Consider the following 18,155-nt stretch of genomic DNA (forward strand, 5'->3'; position numbering starts at 1 on the left):
TGACATTCACATGGGTTCATGCATACGCTGTGGGTAAATACACAAGTAAAGGGGCAGGTAGGATGGCACAACAAGGAAGTCCACAGCTTGTTTCATTAGTTGATCCATATGTTTATCAAACATTGCAGAAAGTGGTCGGTATGAGATTAATTGTGCAAACAGTGAAAGATACGGTGCGTGGGAAATTGAAGGAAGTTATGCCGGATCATATTGTGATTGAAGCGGGGGCGAAATCAGTTTTTTATGTGCGGATCCAGCAAATCGTGTCGGTGATGCCTGATCACAGTGAAAGAGTGTAACAAGCAGACGCATAGATGTCTGCTTTTTTTCATGCTTATAGAATGTATATCTGGAAAAAGTGCATGATATACCAATTGTTCTTTTTTTTTCAAAAAATGAGGTTCTAAAACAAGAAGCAGTTGACAGAAGGTGGGTTGAATAGTAGTTTTTTAATAAGATCAATACGTAACAGGAGGAGCATCTTTGTTAAAATCTAAAGTTCATTTTTGGACATTCCAAATATTACTTGTTTTACTCATTGTCTATGTATCAACTAAGGTTTCGTTTTTATTTCAGCCGATTATTTTATTTGCATCAACACTGTTTGTCCCCATCTTGCTGGCGGGTATTCTCTTTTTCATCTTTAATCCAATTGTTCGATTTTTGTCCAAGAAAATTCCTAGGACACTCGCTATCCTGATCATTTATCTCTTGTTCATTGGACTCATCACGTTCATCGTCAATGCTGCTGGACCGGTGATTGTCTCGCAGGTCGGTGGACTTGTCAAAAGCTTCCCTGGTTATGTGACGGACATGCAGAAGTTTATCAATGACTTTTCGCATTCTAAAACATTTACTTGGATGATGAACCAAGATTATGTGTCTGTCTCAAAATTTGAACAGACGATCGTTTCGACATTAAAAGATTTGCCGGAAAATATCGCTTCAAGTATGTCTGCGGTGTTTGGCGTGATTGCCAATATTGCTTTAGCCGTCATCACAGTTCCGTTCATTTTGTTTTATATGCTGAAAGACGGGCATAAGTTTCCGGACAAGCTCGTTCAATTTTTGCCAATGCCTTACCGTAAGGAAGGGTTGAAAATTTTTAAAGAATTAAACGACACACTTGCGGCTTACATACAGGGGCAGATTGTTGTCTGTTTATTTGTTGGAGTGGCTTGTTTTATCGGATACTTATTAATTGGTGTGAAATATGCGCTTATTCTCGGTATTATCATTGCGGTCACAAATGTGATCCCGTACCTTGGACCATATCTTGGCGCGGCACCAGCTGTGCTGATTGCCTTTCTTGATTCGCCTGGAAAAGCAGTGGTGACAGTGATTGTGATTCTTGTCGTTCAGCAAATTGACGGAAATGTCATTTCTCCATTGATCATTGGGAAACGCCTTAACACACACCCTTTGACCATTATCCTGCTGTTAATTGGTGCAGGAAGCTTTGGGGGAATCCTTGGCATGATCTTTGCAGTCCCTGTCTATGCACTGCTCAAAGCGATCACCTTGAATATTGTCAGATTGGTTCAGCTGCGTCAGCGGTCTCGTAAAGAACAGCATTTAAACGTATAGGGCAGATGCACAACTTTTCCCTTTTTGCATAAGATGATTGACATAAGCAGATAGGGGGAGATTCTGATGCCTGCAATCGTTGGACCTATTCATATCGAGTCATTAGGAGGAAACGGTGCAGCTACTTTCGGTGATGTACTGGCCATTGCCCCTTTGGCTGTAAACCACTCCACTGGCGGGGCGGGAGCCTTTAATTCAGGTGATTATATGTCTCTTACAAGTGATCCTAATGCGACGATGCTTTGGGACTTCACATTGTTTGACCAGCCTCAATCATTTAATGCATAGAAAGACAGCTGGTGATCAAATATCAGCTGTCTTTTTTTATTTGTGATACACGTATTGTTGAGCTGGGCAAATGATGTGGATAGAAAAGGTGGTGGAGCAATGCCAGCGATTGTTGGACCTATTCATATAGATCGTGTGTACGGAAATGGGGCGGCACATTTCGGCGGTGTTTTTCCCATTTCGCCAAAAAGTGTTGATTACTCCGCCGGTGGTTCAGGTACCTATAATGCAGGGGACCTCGTCCAATTTTTTAACAGTCCAAACGTCACATTTGTTTGGGATTTAAATCTTATTAGTCAGCAAAAGAGCTTCAATGCGTAGCCAGCTTTGAAAGGGATTTCCTTTTCAGAAGCTGTCTTTTTTTATGGTACAATGGATATGGATGTAAGAAGAAAAAAGAGGTGTGAACAGAGTCAAATGAAAATTAGAAAAGCACACATCACAAGCCGGCAACCAAAGACCTACAATGTATATTTACATGAAAATAAAAAAGAATATAAAACGCTTGTTGCCGTACCTGACATTGAATGGAGTATATCCATTGCGTACGAGGACGAAAAAGAGCAGCTGATCCATACGCTCGAGCAATCCTTAATGGAAAGAGCAGAAACAGACGAAGCCCGTGAGCTTGCACTAAAGATTGTGCACTGGGTCACAGAAATGTAAATTTTAAAACCAGGAGTGAAAACAGCGATGAAAGAAGAATCCGTAGACTTTTATTTGCAGCAAGGAATATTTGGACATGCTGAAACAAAGCCCGATGAACGAAGAATGTTTCTCGGTTCATTAAGGGAACGAGCGCTTCTCGCCCTGACAAAGGGACAGGTATTACGAAATAAACCGTATCAAGAGGTCGAACAAGTATTAAAGTCCAACCGTCAGGCCACTGTTCTTTTAAATGGTGAGTTGTCCTATGCTTCATATTCTCAATATGTGAAAATGGCTAATGCCGCTGGTTGTTCCTTTAAAGTGGTGAATCATTATGAGGCGCATTCTCCTTTTGGTCTTGTGATAGAGCTGCCGAATGCGGTTAATCAAGAGCACATCTATATAGAAGATGAGCTGCTTCAAAAGGCTTTTTCTCACGAATCTGTTGAATAGGTTTCCCTAGTGAAATGAATAGGCTATAATGAGTCAAAAGAGCATATGGGAGAGATGCGGATGGGCAAAGCATTGATTTGTATTGATTATACCGTTGATTTTGTTGCAGACGATGGAAAATTGACATGCGGAAAGCCTGGACAGGCGATTGAGCCTAAGATCACAGAGATCACTTCTTCGTTTATTGATGAAGGACACTTTGTCGTCTTTGCAGTCGATCATCATGAAGAGCAAGACCCTTTTCATCCAGAGACAAAGTTATTTCCGCCCCATAATATTCGCGGGACAAAGGGAATTGAACTTTATGGCAAACTAAGTTCACTATTTCACACGTCAAAACATTTAAAGCATGTCTACTATATGGAAAAAACAAGATACTCTGCTTTTGCAGGCACTCAATTAGAAATGAAACTGCGCGAACGCGGCATCACTGAACTTCATTTAGCCGGCGTATGTACCGATATTTGTGTACTTCATACAGCTGTTGATGCGTACAATAAAGGCTTCGAACTTGTGATTCACCAGAATGCTGTAGCGAGTTTTAATGAAGCGGGGCACGAGTGGGCACTTTCTCACTTTGAGCAGTCGCTTGGTGCGAAAGTGGTTAAGTAAGGGAAGGAGAATGGAAGTTGGAGCATCGGTTTATTGACGACAGTTTATCACTACATACAGATCTTTATCAAATTAACATGGCAGAAACGTATTGGAGAGACGGCATTCATGAGAAGAAGGCAGTTTTTGAACTCTTCTTCAGAAAGCTTCCATTTGACAATGGCTTCGCTGTATTTGCTGGTTTAGAGAAAGCGATTGAATATTTATCGGACTTCTCCTTCACCGAAAGTGATCTAGCGTATTTAAAAGATGAACTCGGTTATAAAAGCGATTTCATTGATTATTTAAGCGGGTTGTCCTTTACAGGAACACTTCATTCAATGCGTGAAGGCGAAATTGTCTTTGCAAATGAACCGATCATGCGCATCGAGGCAACGCTTGTAGAAGCGCAGCTAATCGAAACAGCCTTGCTGAATATTGTGAATTTCCAAACGCTGATCGCAACAAAGGCGGCTCGGATTAAAGGAATCATTGAAGATGAGACAGCACTAGAATTCGGAACAAGACGTGCGCATGAAATGGATGCAGCGATGTGGGGAGCAAGAGCGGCACTCATCGGCGGCTTCCAGGCGACAAGTAATGTTCGTGCTGGGAAGCGCTTCAACATTCCAGTGTCAGGAACTCATGCCCATGCGCTTGTACAAGCATACCGCGATGAATATACGGCATTTAAAAAATACGCTGAAACCCATACAGACTGTGTCTTTTTAGTCGATACGTATGATACCGTGAGATCCGGTATTCCGAATGCCATTAAGGTAGCGAAAGAATTCGGAGACAAAATCAACTTTATTGGTGTTAGACTTGATAGCGGTGACCTTGCCTACTTGTCTAAAAAAGCTAGAACGATGCTGGATGATGCAGGATTCCATGATGCAAAAGTCATTGCATCGAGCGATCTTGATGAACATACCATCATGAATTTAAAAGCACAGGGTGCCAAAATTGATGTGTGGGGTGTTGGGACAAAGCTGATCACAGCATTTGATCAGCCAGCCCTCGGTGCAGTGTATAAGCTTGTGTCCATTGAAGAAAACGGCAAAATGAATGATACCATCAAAATTTCATCCAACCCAGAAAAAGTGACAACACCAGGACGTAAACGTGTGTACCGCATCATCAATCAATTGAATCATCATTCTGAGGGTGACTACATTGCCCTTGAAGAGGAAGATGTTCATAGTGAGGATAAACTGAAAATGTTCCACCCTGTGCATACATTTATCAGCAAATTTGTCACAAACTTTGTGGCTAAGGATCTTCATGTCCCTATTTTCGAACAAGGAAAACTTGTATATGACAATCCGGATATTCAAACGATTCAAGCCTATGTGCAGGATAGCCTCGGACTTTTCTGGGAGGAATATAAACGAATCAGCAAACCAGAAGAATACCCAGTCGATTTGAGTCAAAAATGCTGGGATAACAAGATGCAGTTTATCCATGATGTGAAAAATAAAATTAAAAAAGAGCTTTATGAAAGCTAATTGGAAGAAAAGGAGATCATCAAGCCGGGTGATCTCTTTTTTTATTTTTTGACCGATTCAAAGTGAACCATAAGCACAATCATTTGGTATACTGAAAGCACATCTTGTTTGTCATTGCATAAAGGAGGATTGGAGCAGTTGAGGGTGTTTGTTGCGAGACAGCCTATTTTTAACAGAAAAGAACAAGTCGTATCATATGAGCTGCTTTATAGAGATAGTGAAACCAATACATATAGCGCTGAAGACGGTGACCAAGCGACAACGGACCTCATTATAAATAGCTTTTTAAATATCGGTATCGAAACATTGACAGAAGGCAAACGATGCTACATTAATTTCACCGAAAGCTTACTTTCGTCTGATCTGCTCACCTATTTTGATCCGCATCAGCTTGTGATCGAGATATTAGAAAATGTACCGATTACCCCGGCACTTATTATGAGATGTAAGCAGTTAAAAAAATGGGGATATACGATTGCACTTGATGATTTTTTTCTAAGCGGAACACATTTTAGTGACAAGTTGCTTGACGAACTCCTCTATTGCATTGATATTTTAAAAATTGACTTTCTGAAGACCAATTCGGAAGAACGAAGAAATATTCTACATACGTATAAAAAATATCGACTTCGCTTCCTTGCAGAAAAGGTGGAAACGCGAAGAGAGTATGAAGAAGCGCTAGAAGCCGGCTTCCATTTGTTTCAAGGGTATTTCTTTAGCGAGCCTCGTGTCATATCAGGACGAGCATTATCGACCAGCTTCCATGCGTACCACCAGCTCTTAAATGAGCTGAGCAAGGAACAGCCGAATATCCAGGTCGTGACCCATTTTATTGAAAGTGACCTTTCGCTGTCATATCAATTATTAAAAATGCTGAATTCAGGCGGCATGAGACGTCTTTATCAAATCAAAAGTATCCGGCAGGCGATTATCCTGCTTGGGTTTAATGAAATTCGGCGCTGGATCTTTATTCTTTCATTTAAAGAACTGAATGTCCAAGCCAACTCAAGCCAAAAAGAAATTATCAAAATGTCATTCATTCGGGCGAAAACGTGTGAACTGATTGCGAGTCGTACTGAACGAGAGCACCCAGCCTCTTATATGCTGACAGGTATGTTTTCTCTCATTGATACGCTTGTCAGGGCAGATATTACAGAACTTGTGAAAGAGCTGCCGCTTTCTGATGAAGTTGGTGAGGCACTGCTTGGCTATGAAAATGATTATTCATTTGTGCTAGGTGTAGCCAAACGGATTGAACGAAATGAATGGGATGATGAGATGTTAAATGGGGAACTCCCGAAGCAAGAAGCCTACGGCTGTTATATAGAAGCCATTGAATGGTGTCATAAAATGTTTGAATCTTAAGAAAAGCCGCTCACGTCAGAGCGGCTTTTTTTGTTATGCCCACTGTAAAAGAAGAAAAAGTCTGCTAGAGGCGAGAGACAAGTAGATACGAATGCCTTCTGGACTAAAGCGGATGTCAATGCCACTTTTCACACCGATTTGCTTCAGCATTCGGATGACACTTGTCGAATCAGAGCGCTCAGCAGCCTCCATGATGCGCTGTGCAAATGAAAGCGAGCTGGAAATCTGCTGTGTAATGAGTGAAGCATCAGCAACAAGTCGGGCTGATTCTTTTGCGGCTCGTTGAAACGAGTGGGCATCTACTGGAGGAAAAGTCATAGGTGTGCGCGGGTATGCATGGCTCATTGCGGGAACCTGCAAAGCAGGATAAGGAACATAGTAAAACATATGGTCACCTCTTCTCTCATTGACGTGAAATTGGACGGATATCTGTTCTAAATGTATGTAGAAAATCAGAATAAAGAATCAAAATGATCTTTCTATCTTTATAAATCCAACATAAAAATAGGTACTTTTGCGGTCAATTTCGGTGAATGTCGCCAAAAAATTGCGGTGTCCACAATAGGGTCTGTCGTCTGACCTATAACACGCAAAACCGAGGATACGGAAGGGATCATACGTTCTGATGTGAGAAAAGTGTGACGAATGATGCCTATTCTTGTCGCAAAAATGACGCAGTTTCTTTGAAATTGAGATAAAAGTATGATTTGAAAAGTCAGAAAATGATGAAAAAAGACCTATTGAATTTTGCGGTATCACGCACACATTTTGTGCATACTTTTCGGTGAAAAAATACTCAATTACATTTACACTGTTAGTAACAGATCAAATACTTATGACCCAATCACCATACACAAATACATTGATCTTCCAAAAAAGGAGAGTGGAATCGATGGAAAAGTATGAAATCGAAGAACTTAAACAATTATTATGGAAACTTGAAAACGAAATTAGAGAAACAACGGCTTCTCTTCATAACATTAACAAAAGCATTGATCAATACGACAAATATGAATATGTGAAAATTTCTTAAAGACTTGATAATCATCAAGTCTTTTTTTTATCCAAATACATACAAAAAAAGGATATATTATTATATAATTGTTAAATAGTGATGTCAGTGGACATTTGCTCATGTCTTTTTAGTAAAATAAAAGGCGGAAGGGTGAGGTACAAGAGCGAGTATGCTAAACTATCTAGAGAATACAAAAATCAAGCAGAATATGTCTGATTTTATTCAACATGCAGTCAGGCAGAAGGATTTACAACAACTGCTTCTAGAATTTACAGATAGAAAGAATGAATTTCCCTTTGGGCAATTGGCTTACAAGCATTATGAGGCATTTGGCGGACAAGACAAGCAAGCGATTACACAATTGTCAGCAGGGATTGAACTTCTCATCTTATCAGCCGATATATTAGATGATATTGAAGATCAGGACAATGATTCGTATCCTTGGATGAACGTCGACCAAGGAGTGGCCATCAATGCTTCTACGTATTTGTATACGCTGAGTACCCAATTCATCATATCAATAGGTGAAAATGATTCTCAACTAATTGAGAAACTGTTCCAACTCATCAAATGGTCAATGGAAGGACAACATGAGGATTTGCGTCATATGCATGAAACAGAAGAAGAGTGTGTAGAGGTGTTAAGGAAAAAATCAGGATCATTAACAGCTCTTTCTAGTGTACTGGGTGTTTATTTAGCGACGAGAAAAATCAACTCAACTGTGGAATCATATTCAATATGTTATGGTGTTGCTGAACAGATCAGTAACGATTTTTTTGCGTTATTTTCGAAAACAAACGGAGATTTTCTAAAAAAACAAACGCTGGCATTTAGCTATTTACAAAGAGGTTTTAACGATGCCAGTCAAGAGCTTCTTACGTTCTTTTCCGGTCGTTTAGATGAGTCAGAACAAAAGTCATTTCAGCTGAAGCAGAAATTACTTGAAGCTGGTTTGACTCAGTACATGGTATCAATGAGAGAGATTATGCTGTTAAAAATGAGGCAAGGGATTGAACAACTTGATTTACCTAAAACAAATAAGGAACAATTGTATGCATTTATGACAAAGGAGGGCAATGATTGAACATTCAAAATGTTATTGCATATTTAATGAATAATCCTAGTGTTGTGAATGAATTGGACTTAGGGAATGCAAGTTTAATTCACACAGATGAGCAAACCATGAAAGCAATCATTCAGGGCATTAAAAAAGGGCAAATGTCTGCAGATTATATATGGTACTATAAATGATACTATTCATTTAAAAATGATTTAAAAGTTCTCCAGTTAAGGATGTTTTATACATGAAGATAACTTATACGAAACTATCTGCTTTTTTGGTTTTTCTGTCTTTTTTATTTGTGATTTATGTTTCATATATTTATGTATTTGATATTTTTAATGGAGCACGTGTAGCGGAGAACAAGAACGGTCAAGCAGAAGTTGTCAAAGTTGAATATCTTTCTTTAGCCTACACATCAGGATTAGAAGAAGGAGATATTATACTTAAAATCAATGGAGAACCTGCTAACAACAAAGATCATTTGATCAATGGTGAGCTTAGGAATGTGCAAAGAATTGATATTCAAAGAGGCAACCAAATGATCACCCTTAAAAATAAGACATTGATTGGTCAAGAAAGTTTATTTGTCTATTTAATTCCTCTCGTCCTGTATTCAATATGTTTATTTTGTATCTTCTTTATCATTAGAATTAACAAAGAGACCCAACGGAAATCAGCATTTCTTTTAGTTTTATTTTTATTAACGATTTGTATCGGGTATCTTAGTGCAGGTACTTCAGGTATTGGTGAAAGATTTAGCCATTATGTGATCGTATTTTGTTTATCAAGTGTATTTATCTTTTATATTCATTTCATTTATCAGTATTTTAAAGAGTTTAACTTGCATATAACAAATCAAAAAACAATTCGCCTTTTATATAGTCTTCCAGTAATTAATCTATTGATAGAGCTAGCAGTTCCAATAGATTCAGCGATAGCAAGATACATGCCAAGTTTAAATCTTTTATTCTTTTTCGCTTCTATTATCATGTCATTCAAAGTGATTATCAATGGAATGCGGAAATATAAAGAGACAGAGCAGGGGTCTGTTTTAAAGTTTTTTGTCATGATTAATATCATAGCATTCTGTCCATTTATATTTTTATTTGCAATACCATATGTTTTGTTTCGTATTTATGTGGTAGATCCCTTTTTCTTGACTTCTTTTGTCTTGCTTATTCCTTTTTCTCTAGTGTACCAATTCATGACGAACAAACTTTACAATATGGATTTTTTGATTAGCAGACTGAGGTACTATGGCTTTCTAGCCATCACACCGACCATTTTTGTTGTTGTCACGTTTTATATTCTGCAAAAACCAGAAGATTTGAAGTACACACTGAAGCTCGCATTAATTACCTACGCGCTCATGCTGGCTGTTTTCTATTTCAAAGAAATTCTAGATTTCCGTTTTCGTCTGAAGCGTTTTTCAGAGAAGCATAATTACCAGGACAGCGTGTTTAAATTTACGCAGCTTATTCGTGAGGCGTCATCACTTCATCAAGTGCTGTATCATTTGAAATACACCATTTTAGAAGTGCTTGTTGTTAATAAAGCCTTTGTGCTTGAAGTGAAGCCAGATGGGCAGATTGAAGAGATTGATGAATCTTCAGGTGATAGCAATCTATGGAAAGAGTATGTGGATCAATTTCAGGATATTTTAGGGGAAGTCGGGAAAATCATTGAGCTTGATAAAGGGTTTATGATGAAAATTGGCGAGCGGGGCGGTCACTCGTTTATGATTTGCTGTTTATCCAATTTACAGACACCGAAATTGACGCGTGATGAGATTTCTTGGCTGAAAACATTGGCTTTTTACACAAGTGTCAGTTTAGAAAATGTCGTCAAGATCGAAGAATTGATGGAGCATCTTGAAGATTTGAAGCAGCGTGAAGCGAACCCTGCTTGGCTGAAAAAAGTCATGTTTGCGATGGAAGAAAAGCAGCGCTCCGATTTAGCGAGGGATCTTCATGATTCCGTGCTGCAGGATTTGATATCGCTGAAAAGACAGTCAGAGATGTTTTTAACGAATTTCCAAAACGATCAATGCCCAACGTCTATTGAACAATCGCTTATCTCATGGAATGAACAAATGTCTAAGGTGATTCAAACCACGAGAGAAACATGTCATGAACTTCGGCCGCAGCTGCTGTACGATTTAGGTTTAGTCAAGGCGATGTCGAAGCTGACTTCTCAAATTCAGGAGGAAGCACCGTTTCATATCCGGCTGAATACAACACGCTTTGATAAAGAACTGGACATTGATATTGATTCACAGCTGAATATTTACCGAATTGTTCAGGAGCTGTTATCCAATGCCCTGAAGCACTCCCAAGCCACTCAAGTGTTAGTGATGCTGATTTGTATTAAAGATCAGGTTGTTCTTCACTACGAGGATGATGGAGTCGGTTTTGATGCAAGCCATCTTGATCAGCACACCATGAGCATGGGCCTCTCGGGAATCAGAGAACGAGTCAAGGCGTTAAATGGGAAGCTTCACATTCACACAGCCCCAGAAAAAGGACTGAAGGTGAAAATTGAAATGGAATTGTAACGATTTATTAAGGAATAAGACTTGGCATCTGCCAAGTCTTTTATATAAAATGGAAGTGAGTGATTTAAAGGGAGGAAGACATGAAGAAGATATTGGTCATTGATGATCATCCGGCTGTCATGGAAGGGACAAAAAGCATATTAGAATCAGATCAGCAGCTATCAGTCGATTGTTTAAGTCCTGATGCAGATGCCGCCTTTTTAAAGACGCATGACTTTTCCATCTATGATGTGATTTTGATGGATTTAAATCTCGGGGATATCAATGGAATGGACATTGCGAAACAAATTCTAGAAACCAACCAACAAGTGAAAATTATCATTTATACAGGGTATGAAGTAGATGATTATTTTGAAGAGGCCATTCGGGCTGGATTGCACGGTGCAATTAGTAAAACAGAGACAAAAGACAAAATTATTGAATACATACACCGCACATTGCAAGGAGAAGTTGTCATTCAGCTATCCTATTTAAAGAAATTAATTTCACAGCAGCAAGAAAAGCCAGAACAGGCGCAGCAGACCGATCATGAGCTGTTAACAGAGCGAGAGTGTTTGATCCTCAGAGAAGTGGAAAAAGGATACACGAACCAAGAGATTGCCGATGTGCTTCATTTGAGCAAACGCTCGATTGAATACAGCTTGACGTCCATCTTTAATAAGCTGAATGTTGGCTCTCGAACCGAAGCGGTGTTAATTGCAAAATCTGAAAGTGTGCTGTAAACGTGTGAAGGGAGAGAACCCTGATGGAAGTGAGTGGATCAAATACACTGCTTGAGGCACTTGGGATTGAGATTGTAGAGTGTAATAAGTCACGATGCGTGGCGACAATGCCAGTCGATCACAGAACAAAACAGCCATTTGGACTGCTGCACGGAGGAGCATCTGCTGCTCTAGCAGAAACAGTGGCAAGCATGGGGGCTGCGGCTCATTTAGACTTAACTCAGCAAGTTTGCTCAGGGATTGAAATCAATGCCAATCATTTAAAATCTGTACGTGATGGAGTAGTGACAGCGACGGCTGTTCCTGTACATGTAGGGCGCCGTACAATGGTATTTCAAATTGATATTAAAGATGATCGGGACCGGCACATCTGTACGTCAAGATGCACACTTGCTGTCATTGATCGCATATAAAAAAGCTCCCGGTGCAGCGGAAGCTTTTTTTAGGTTGGATTGATCCATAAAATGTTTTTTTTATAGAAATAAAAGAAGGACCTCACATGTGAGGTCCTTCTTTCGGTTTATAAGTACGAGTCTTCTTTTCGTTTAATCACGAAGTTACGAAAACCACCATAATCATCTTGTACACTTCGTTTGTCCATCTTGACTCCAGTATTGTAGGCGGCTCTTCCGATCAAGTGTGCGCCGACCGGAGCTGTTAAAAAGATAAAGACAATCCCAAGTAGAATCTTCGCAGAAATAATGCCTGCAAGAAACCATTCGTGAAAGAATACCCCAACTAATATGAGGACAACACCAAGTGTCGATGCTTTTGATGCAGCATGCATTCGTGTATAAACATCTGGCAGGCGAAGAACGCCAATGGCTGAAATGAGACAAAGGATGGCGCCAAGCAGGATAAAGAAAATGACAATAGCTTTAGCGATGACGATCATTTTCAATCACTTCCCCTTTCTCAAGGAATTTGGAAAAAGCGACAGTGCCGATAAAGGCAAGGATACCGAGCAGTAAAATAATTTCAAAGAACGTTGTCGTTTTCAGCAAAATGGAAACGATGGCTGTCATCCCAATTAAATTGATTCCTATCGCATCAAGTGCACTTACACGATCAGGAATAGAGGGACCTTTGATAACCCGTATAACAAAAAGAAGGGTGGACAGTGCAAGAATGCCAAGTGACATTTGTAATATGAGCTCCATTACTTACCACTCACCTCCTGAATCGCTTTTTCAAATGAAACCCGGATATCGTGAATGGCTTTTTCTGCATCTTCAATATCCATCGCATGAATGTACAAAATTGAACGATCATCAGAAATATCAATGACGAGTGTACCTGGTGTCAATGTAATCATGTTAGCCAGTATGGTGATTTCCCAATCCGTTTTCAAGTCCGTACGAAAGGCGAAAATACCGGGCTTAATTGTGAGCTTTGGAGATAATACGGTCTTTAATACACTTAAATTGGCAAGAAGCAGCTCCCGAATAAAAATCAATACGAGCTTGAAAATCGCAAAAAGGGCATAGCCGTAAAAACGCTGCGGGAAAAATCGCCGAAACATAAAAATGGCGACCATCCCTAGTACAAAGCCTGATACAAAGTCTGCGGCTCTGTAAGTATCATTCATAAACATCCATGTAAAGGCGAGGAGAGCGTTTAATAATATTTGAAAGGCCATGTTCATCTACTCCTTCAGCACAGCTTGAATATATTTTTCTGGTGTTGAGAGCATTTCCGCTGCTTGATTGATGTAAGGAGCAATGAACTCTGTTCCTAATCCAATCGCAAGCGATAAGACGACAAGCAGTACGCCAGGGTACACCATTCCTTTAATTGACGGTTTTCTTCTTGGCAGATCCTGTTCCTCGCCCCAAAATGCGAGCATAAAAATCCTCATGACACTATAAAGGACAAGAAGGCTGGATAGTAAGACAAGGATAGAAAAAGTCATAAGCCCAGCTGAAAAGCCGCCTTCCACAATTTTCAGTTTTCCTACAAACCCGCTAAGCGGCGGAATTCCTGCAAGGGATAATGCTGATATGAAAAACATCCAGCCAAGAAGTGGCTGTGATTGAATCAGCCCGCCCATCTTTTTCAGATTGTTTGTGCCAGCGTACACAAAGAGTGCACCTGCCAGCATAAATAAAGCTCCTTTGATGACCATATCGTGAATGAGATAATAAATGGCCCCTTGGAGTGATGCAGGAGTATTGGCTGCAATTCCAAATAAAATGACCCCGACCGCTGTCACAATGTTATAAATCACGATCTTTTGCACATCGGAATAGGCAATTGAGCCAATCACACCAAATATCACCGTCAGTGCGGCCAGCCACGCCATAAATGTATGAGTGAACCCTGTATCGTGTATAAAAATTAACGTAAAGACTCTGGCAATCGCATACAAGCCAACCTTTGTCAGCAAAGCGCCAAATAGAGCGGAAATCGCTGCAGGCGGTGCATGATACGACCCTGGAAGCCAGAAATAAAGCGGGAAGATCCCGGCTTTTAAGCCAAATACAATCATGAACAGAATGGAAATGACAGTGATTAATCCTGTTTGCCCTGATTCAGCAATCTTCACACTTAAATCAGCCATATTCAATGTACCAGTGACGGCATATAAACAAGCGACACCGACAATAAATAAAGCCGATGAGATGATATTAAACACAATGTATTTGAGTGATTCACGAAGCTGCGGTTTTGAGCCGCCCAGCACAATGAGCATGTATGATGCCATTAGCAGCAATTCAAAGAATACAAACAGGTTGAAAATATCTCCTGTTAAAAAGGCACCGCTCACGCCAGCTAACAAGAACTGTACGCCAGAATAATAGAACAGCCGCTCCTTTTCCTTCCCAATCGTTTGAAAGGAGAAAAGAACTGTCACTAGCCCAACGACGGAAGCGGTCAGCACAAGGAGCGCAGCAAACTGATCGGCCACAAGGGCAATCCCAAATGGTGCTTTCCAACCTCCTAAATAGAGGGTTTGAATCCCATTTGTAAAAATGGTTTGGACTAAATACACATTACAGACAATGGCTGAGAGCGAAGCAAACACACTAAAGCCTCTTGACAGCATGATGTTCTTATTCATAAAGATCAATAGTGTAGCAGCTAATAATGGAATTAAAATAGGCAGGATCACGAGATTATTCATGCTGATCATTTCCTCTCATTTGATCCATGTCATCTGTTCGCAGCTCTTGGAAGGCACGGAAGGCCATGACAAGTAAAAAGGATGTCACACCAAAAGCAATGACAATGGCTGTTAAAATTAATGCTTGTGGTAATGGATCTACATAGGATGTGAGCCCCTCTTTTAAAATAGGAGGAGCTCCTTTTTTTAAGCCGCCCATTGTTAAAAGAAGCAAATGGACGCCGTGACTCAAAACAGCAGTACCGACGATGACCCGTAGAAGGCTTTTTGAAAGCATTAAATAGGTCGCCGCCATAAAAATTATACCGACGATAATAGACATTAGAAATTCCATTATTCCTTCTCTCCAATCGTTTGAATAATGGTCATGGTGATACCGACAACAACCAAATACACACCGATATCAAACAGTACGGCTGTCGCCAGTTCAGTTTTCCCTAAAAACGGCAGTTGGAAATAATCAAATGCATGGGATAGAAAAGGTGCACCGAATAGAAATGATCCCATACCCGTCAGGATCGCGACGAGCAGCCCGGTCGCTGCAACATAAATAAAGTTAAAGGGCAGAATACGTCTCACTGTTTTCAGATCATAGGCTAAAAGCAGAAGAACGACAGCCCCAGCACTCATCAGGCCGCCAATGAACCCCCCGCCAGGATTGTTATGTCCCGCAAGAAATAAGTGAAGGGAAAAAAGCAGGATGATGAATGCTATGATTTTTGTTGTGACTTGTAAGAGCATATCATTCGTATCAATCTTCCTCATCGCCGCACGCCTCTCTTCCGGTTTCCTTGTGCCTTTAATAATCCATAAATACCGAGTGCCGCAATGGCAAGTACGGTAATTTCAAAGAGTGTATCAAAGCCCCTGAAATCAACAAGGATGACATTGACAATGTTGTCTCCGCCTGCAAGCTTGTAGCTGTTTTCAATAAAGTAAGACGCAATCGTATCAAGTGACTGATTGCTTGTTGAAGCGAAAGCAAGGCATGTCACAATGACACCAACACCTACTGAAATAATGAGATTGGTCATTTTAAATTTCCTTGTTTTTTGCTTCATGCTCAGCTTTGGCAAGTGATAGAAGCAAAGTAAAAACAGTGCCACAGAAATTGTTTCAATAATTAACTGGGTGAGGGCAAGGTCAGGTGCCCTGAAAATAACAAAAAATAGCGACAGCGTATACCCCATGACACCTAGCCCGATAATGGCTGTTAAGCGAGAACGAGCAAACACAGTCGTGAGGGTTGCTGCTATCATCACTAATGACAGAATGACCTCGTACGTGCCGATTGGAGCAGCATGCTCCATATTAAATGAGAAGGCATTCTGATAAAACATGACACTCCCAAGCACGATAATCATGAACCCAAACACATAGACAAGGTAATCACGAAGGAAACCGGTCATATAACTGTTCGTCAGGCGATAGGAGCCTTTTTCTAAGCCGATCAGTGAACGGTCATATAAGGAGTTAAATGACCATTTCTCCTTAAATATGTTGTACATTGGACGCCATTTCGACAACGTCAAATATCCGATAATCCCTAAAGCTACAACACCTATTGTCATATAAAGCTCTGGCTGAAAGCCGTGCCATGCTTCAATTTTGACAACAAACCGTTTTCCTGGATCAATCGCATCGGGAATAATGGCTGCAATCGCAGGTTCAATGACAGAATAAGCTAGAATATTTGGGAAGAAGAAAAAGGTGACCACAAGTGCAGCAAGGATAATTGGCGGGATGAGCATACCAATCGGTGCTTCATGCGGCTTTTTTTCTAATTGATCTAACTGAAGATTGCCTCTAAATGTTTTAAAGAGAAGCATCATACTGTAAATGAACGTAAAGACACTAGCGAGCCAAGCAATCGCTGGGAAAATAGCGCCCCATGTCGAAATATCTGTAAAGTTAATCTCAGAAATACGCAGCATACTTGTGAAAAACAGCTCTTTACTTAAGAAACCGTTAAATGGCGGAAGACCAGCCATTGAGAATGTACCGATTAACGTAATCGTAAAGGTAATCGGCATGATGGTCATTAAACCGCCTAATTTCCGAATGTCACGAGTGCCTGTTTCGTGATCGATAATACCTGCTGCCATAAAGAGACTGCCTTTAAACGTAGCATGGTTAATGAGGTGAAAAATAGCAGCAAGAACGGCTGCGCCAAAAAAGGCAGGATTGTTTTCATGAATCGCAGCTGCTCCTACACCCAGCATAAGCATAATCATCCCGAGCTGACTAACGGTAGAAAAGGCAAGAATGGCTTTTAAATCGTTTTGACGAACGGCGTGGAATGATCCCCAAAATAATGTCACAAGTCCAACGATGGATATGGTCCAAAACCACACCTCTGAAATAGCAAAGATTGGACTGAAGCGGGCAACAAGATAAATACCAGCTTTCACCATCGTAGCAGAATGCAGATAACTGCTCACAGGGGTAGGTGCTTCCATTGCATCAGGCAGCCAGATATAAAATGGGAACTGCGCTGATTTCGTAAAGGCACCAAGTAAGATCAGAATCATGGCAGGGATAAAGTAAGGTGATGCCATAATGAGCTGAAGCTGATTGACTGCTTCACGAATACTGAATGAATCAGTTATCAGGTAGATGAGGATGAAGCCACCAAGCATAGCTAATCCGCCAAAAACAGTAATAAGCAGTGATTTGGTTGCTCCATATCTAGAGCGTTCCCGCTTATACCAATACCCAATTAAGAGGAAGGAAGAAATACTCGTTAGCTCCCAAAACAAGTAAAGAACCACCATGTTGTCAGATAGAACGACACCGAGCATAGCGGTCATAAACATTAACAAATACGTATAAAAAGAGCCGAGTTGTTCTTTTTCCTTCGATAAGTAGAAAATACTGTACAAGACGACAAGTGCGCCAATACCTGTAATCAATAGCGCAAATAACAAACTAAGACCGTCTACATACACAGTGAAATTCATTCCTAGAGAAGGAATCCATTCGACCTGTGAAAATAACGTTCGTCCATTTGATGTCATCGTAATCATCTGGACAAAATAGCTAAATAATAGAATAGGCAAGATAAGAACAAACCACCCTGTATGTATACGCTTTACGTATTTAAAAAGAAAAGGCACAACAAACGCAAGCAAAAAAGGCGATAGGATGGCGAAGTGAATAAGCTGCAAGAAAATAAACCTCCTTCAATCAATATAAATTCACGTTCTAAAGAACTGGTAAATAAAATTATAGCGTAAA

General features: G+C 40.3%; 23 protein-coding genes. 15 read left to right on the top strand and 8 right to left on the bottom strand.

Annotated elements, in window-relative coordinates; translation table 11 throughout:
- The first annotated feature begins 62 nt into the window (after positions 1-62).
- The 9 genes from ACP7A0_RS09320 (at position 63) to ACP7A0_RS09360 (ending at position 6,440) form a co-directional block, all read left to right on the top strand.
- Entirely contained in the window at positions 63-299 is a 237-nt protein-coding gene (locus ACP7A0_RS09320; RefSeq protein WP_003213721.1) for a YuzF family protein, read from the top strand.
- A 184-nt stretch (positions 300-483) separates the two neighbouring features.
- Positions 484-1,587 (top strand): AI-2E family transporter, encoded by a 1,104-nt coding sequence (locus ACP7A0_RS09325; RefSeq protein WP_034659839.1) that lies wholly within the window; start codon positions 484-486, stop codon positions 1,585-1,587.
- A 66-nt stretch (positions 1,588-1,653) separates the two neighbouring features.
- Entirely contained in the window at positions 1,654-1,875 is a 222-nt protein-coding gene (locus ACP7A0_RS09330) for a spore germination protein (protein ID WP_034659837.1), read from the top strand.
- A gap of 99 nt (positions 1,876-1,974) precedes the next feature.
- Positions 1,975-2,196 (top strand): spore germination protein, encoded by a 222-nt coding sequence (locus tag ACP7A0_RS09335; protein ID WP_212040915.1) that lies wholly within the window; start codon positions 1,975-1,977, stop codon positions 2,194-2,196.
- A gap of 96 nt (positions 2,197-2,292) precedes the next feature.
- A complete protein-coding gene (locus ACP7A0_RS09340) occupies positions 2,293-2,541 on the top strand; it encodes a YueH family protein (RefSeq protein WP_034660684.1) in 249 nt (82 codons plus the stop codon).
- Between the two features lie 27 nt (positions 2,542-2,568).
- A complete protein-coding gene (locus ACP7A0_RS09345; protein ID WP_060597219.1) occupies positions 2,569-2,976 on the top strand; it encodes a YueI family protein in 408 nt (135 codons plus the stop codon).
- A gap of 60 nt (positions 2,977-3,036) precedes the next feature.
- Positions 3,037-3,588, top strand: coding sequence for a cysteine hydrolase family protein (locus ACP7A0_RS09350; protein WP_060597218.1), 552 nt, complete (start codon positions 3,037-3,039; stop codon positions 3,586-3,588).
- A gap of 17 nt (positions 3,589-3,605) precedes the next feature.
- Positions 3,606-5,075, top strand: a complete 1,470-nt coding sequence (locus ACP7A0_RS09355; protein ID WP_034659831.1) for a nicotinate phosphoribosyltransferase — start codon at positions 3,606-3,608, stop codon at positions 5,073-5,075.
- Between the two features lie 138 nt (positions 5,076-5,213).
- Positions 5,214-6,440 (top strand): EAL and HDOD domain-containing protein, encoded by a 1,227-nt coding sequence (locus tag ACP7A0_RS09360; RefSeq protein WP_106061602.1) that lies wholly within the window; start codon positions 5,214-5,216, stop codon positions 6,438-6,440.
- A 33-nt stretch (positions 6,441-6,473) separates the two neighbouring features.
- Here the strand turns inward: ACP7A0_RS09360 and ACP7A0_RS09365 are convergent, their stop codons facing one another.
- Positions 6,474-6,827 (bottom strand): hypothetical protein, encoded by a 354-nt coding sequence (locus ACP7A0_RS09365; protein ID WP_060597216.1) that lies wholly within the window; start codon positions 6,825-6,827, stop codon positions 6,474-6,476.
- Positions 6,828-7,332: 505 nt separating this feature from the next.
- On the opposite strand from ACP7A0_RS09365, the gene degQ reads away from it, so the two are divergent.
- From degQ to ACP7A0_RS09395, 6 genes are all read left to right on the top strand, one after another.
- A complete protein-coding gene (degQ, locus tag ACP7A0_RS09370) occupies positions 7,333-7,473 on the top strand; it encodes a degradation enzyme regulation protein DegQ (protein WP_003213123.1) in 141 nt (46 codons plus the stop codon).
- A gap of 151 nt (positions 7,474-7,624) precedes the next feature.
- Positions 7,625-8,539: a polyprenyl synthetase family protein gene (locus ACP7A0_RS09375; protein WP_034659828.1), complete on the top strand. Its 915-nt coding sequence runs from the start codon at positions 7,625-7,627 to the stop codon at positions 8,537-8,539.
- On the top strand, positions 8,536-8,706 hold the full coding sequence (locus tag ACP7A0_RS09380; protein WP_080869541.1) for a competence pheromone ComX: 171 nt from the start codon (positions 8,536-8,538) through the stop codon (positions 8,704-8,706). Before ACP7A0_RS09375 ends, ACP7A0_RS09380 begins: the two co-directional genes overlap by 4 nt.
- A gap of 53 nt (positions 8,707-8,759) precedes the next feature.
- Entirely contained in the window at positions 8,760-11,072 is a 2,313-nt protein-coding gene (locus ACP7A0_RS09385) for an ATP-binding protein (RefSeq protein ID WP_426004916.1), read from the top strand.
- An 80-nt stretch (positions 11,073-11,152) separates the two neighbouring features.
- A complete protein-coding gene (locus ACP7A0_RS09390) occupies positions 11,153-11,794 on the top strand; it encodes a response regulator transcription factor (protein ID WP_426004918.1) in 642 nt (213 codons plus the stop codon).
- Between the two features lie 23 nt (positions 11,795-11,817).
- A complete protein-coding gene (locus ACP7A0_RS09395; protein WP_034659822.1) occupies positions 11,818-12,207 on the top strand; it encodes a hotdog fold thioesterase in 390 nt (129 codons plus the stop codon).
- 107 nt (positions 12,208-12,314) lie between these two features.
- Here ACP7A0_RS09395 and mnhG read toward each other — a convergent pair whose 3' ends face one another.
- Genes mnhG through ACP7A0_RS09430 form a run of 7 tightly spaced genes read right to left on the bottom strand, consistent with a single transcriptional unit; the run spans position 12,315 to position 18,085 of the window.
- Positions 12,315-12,689, bottom strand: coding sequence for a monovalent cation/H(+) antiporter subunit G (gene mnhG, locus ACP7A0_RS09400; protein ID WP_003213369.1), 375 nt, complete (start codon positions 12,687-12,689; stop codon positions 12,315-12,317).
- Complete coding sequence (locus tag ACP7A0_RS09405; RefSeq protein ID WP_008345849.1) at positions 12,673-12,954, bottom strand: Na(+)/H(+) antiporter subunit F1; 282 nt, start codon at positions 12,952-12,954, stop codon at positions 12,673-12,675. Before ACP7A0_RS09405 ends, mnhG begins: the two co-directional genes overlap by 17 nt.
- Positions 12,954-13,433, bottom strand: a complete 480-nt coding sequence (locus ACP7A0_RS09410) for a Na+/H+ antiporter subunit E (protein ID WP_034659819.1) — start codon at positions 13,431-13,433, stop codon at positions 12,954-12,956. The genes ACP7A0_RS09405 and ACP7A0_RS09410 overlap by 1 nt, the downstream gene beginning before the upstream one ends.
- A gap of 6 nt (positions 13,434-13,439) precedes the next feature.
- A complete protein-coding gene (locus tag ACP7A0_RS09415) occupies positions 13,440-14,918 on the bottom strand; it encodes a Na+/H+ antiporter subunit D (protein ID WP_060597209.1) in 1,479 nt (492 codons plus the stop codon).
- Positions 14,911-15,252: a Na(+)/H(+) antiporter subunit C gene (locus ACP7A0_RS09420; protein ID WP_003213576.1), complete on the bottom strand. Its 342-nt coding sequence runs from the start codon at positions 15,250-15,252 to the stop codon at positions 14,911-14,913. Before ACP7A0_RS09420 ends, ACP7A0_RS09415 begins: the two co-directional genes overlap by 8 nt.
- Positions 15,252-15,683 (bottom strand): Na(+)/H(+) antiporter subunit B, encoded by a 432-nt coding sequence (locus tag ACP7A0_RS09425; RefSeq protein WP_426004922.1) that lies wholly within the window; start codon positions 15,681-15,683, stop codon positions 15,252-15,254. The genes ACP7A0_RS09420 and ACP7A0_RS09425 overlap by 1 nt, the downstream gene beginning before the upstream one ends.
- Positions 15,680-18,085 carry a Na+/H+ antiporter subunit A gene (locus ACP7A0_RS09430; RefSeq protein WP_426004924.1) on the bottom strand — a complete coding sequence of 802 codons (2,406 nt, stop codon included), beginning with the start codon at positions 18,083-18,085 and terminating at the stop codon, positions 15,680-15,682. Before ACP7A0_RS09430 ends, ACP7A0_RS09425 begins: the two co-directional genes overlap by 4 nt.
- Positions 18,086-18,155 lie beyond the last annotated feature (70 nt).

The sequence above is a fragment of the Bacillus sp. DWP3-1 genome, from assembly GCF_049896565.1.
In the GTDB taxonomy this organism is placed as follows: domain Bacteria; phylum Bacillota; class Bacilli; order Bacillales; family Bacillaceae; genus Bacillus.

Coding starts and splice junctions, on each gene's coding strand:
- ACP7A0_RS09320 (WP_003213721.1), top strand. CDS start 63: ATGGCACAACAAGGAAGTCCACAGCTTGTTTCATTAGTTGATCCATAT.
- ACP7A0_RS09330 (WP_034659837.1), top strand. CDS start 1,654: ATGCCTGCAATCGTTGGACCTATTCATATCGAGTCATTAGGAGGAAAC.
- ACP7A0_RS09335 (WP_212040915.1), top strand. CDS start 1,975: ATGCCAGCGATTGTTGGACCTATTCATATAGATCGTGTGTACGGAAAT.
- ACP7A0_RS09340 (WP_034660684.1), top strand. CDS start 2,293: ATGAAAATTAGAAAAGCACACATCACAAGCCGGCAACCAAAGACCTAC.
- ACP7A0_RS09345 (WP_060597219.1), top strand. CDS start 2,569: ATGAAAGAAGAATCCGTAGACTTTTATTTGCAGCAAGGAATATTTGGA.
- ACP7A0_RS09350 (WP_060597218.1), top strand. CDS start 3,037: ATGGGCAAAGCATTGATTTGTATTGATTATACCGTTGATTTTGTTGCA.
- ACP7A0_RS09365 (WP_060597216.1), bottom strand. CDS start 6,827: ATGTTTTACTATGTTCCTTATCCTGCTTTGCAGGTTCCCGCAATGAGC.
- degQ (WP_003213123.1), top strand. CDS start 7,333: ATGGAAAAGTATGAAATCGAAGAACTTAAACAATTATTATGGAAACTT.
- ACP7A0_RS09375 (WP_034659828.1), top strand. CDS start 7,625: ATGCTAAACTATCTAGAGAATACAAAAATCAAGCAGAATATGTCTGAT.
- ACP7A0_RS09385 (WP_426004916.1), top strand. CDS start 8,760: ATGAAGATAACTTATACGAAACTATCTGCTTTTTTGGTTTTTCTGTCT.
- ACP7A0_RS09390 (WP_426004918.1), top strand. CDS start 11,153: ATGAAGAAGATATTGGTCATTGATGATCATCCGGCTGTCATGGAAGGG.
- ACP7A0_RS09395 (WP_034659822.1), top strand. CDS start 11,818: ATGGAAGTGAGTGGATCAAATACACTGCTTGAGGCACTTGGGATTGAG.
- mnhG (WP_003213369.1), bottom strand. CDS start 12,689: ATGATCGTCATCGCTAAAGCTATTGTCATTTTCTTTATCCTGCTTGGC.
- ACP7A0_RS09405 (WP_008345849.1), bottom strand. CDS start 12,954: ATGGAGCTCATATTACAAATGTCACTTGGCATTCTTGCACTGTCCACC.
- ACP7A0_RS09410 (WP_034659819.1), bottom strand. CDS start 13,433: ATGGCCTTTCAAATATTATTAAACGCTCTCCTCGCCTTTACATGGATG.
- ACP7A0_RS09415 (WP_060597209.1), bottom strand. CDS start 14,918: ATGAATAATCTCGTGATCCTGCCTATTTTAATTCCATTATTAGCTGCT.
- ACP7A0_RS09420 (WP_003213576.1), bottom strand. CDS start 15,252: ATGGAATTTCTAATGTCTATTATCGTCGGTATAATTTTTATGGCGGCG.
- ACP7A0_RS09425 (WP_426004922.1), bottom strand. CDS start 15,683: ATGAGGAAGATTGATACGAATGATATGCTCTTACAAGTCACAACAAAA.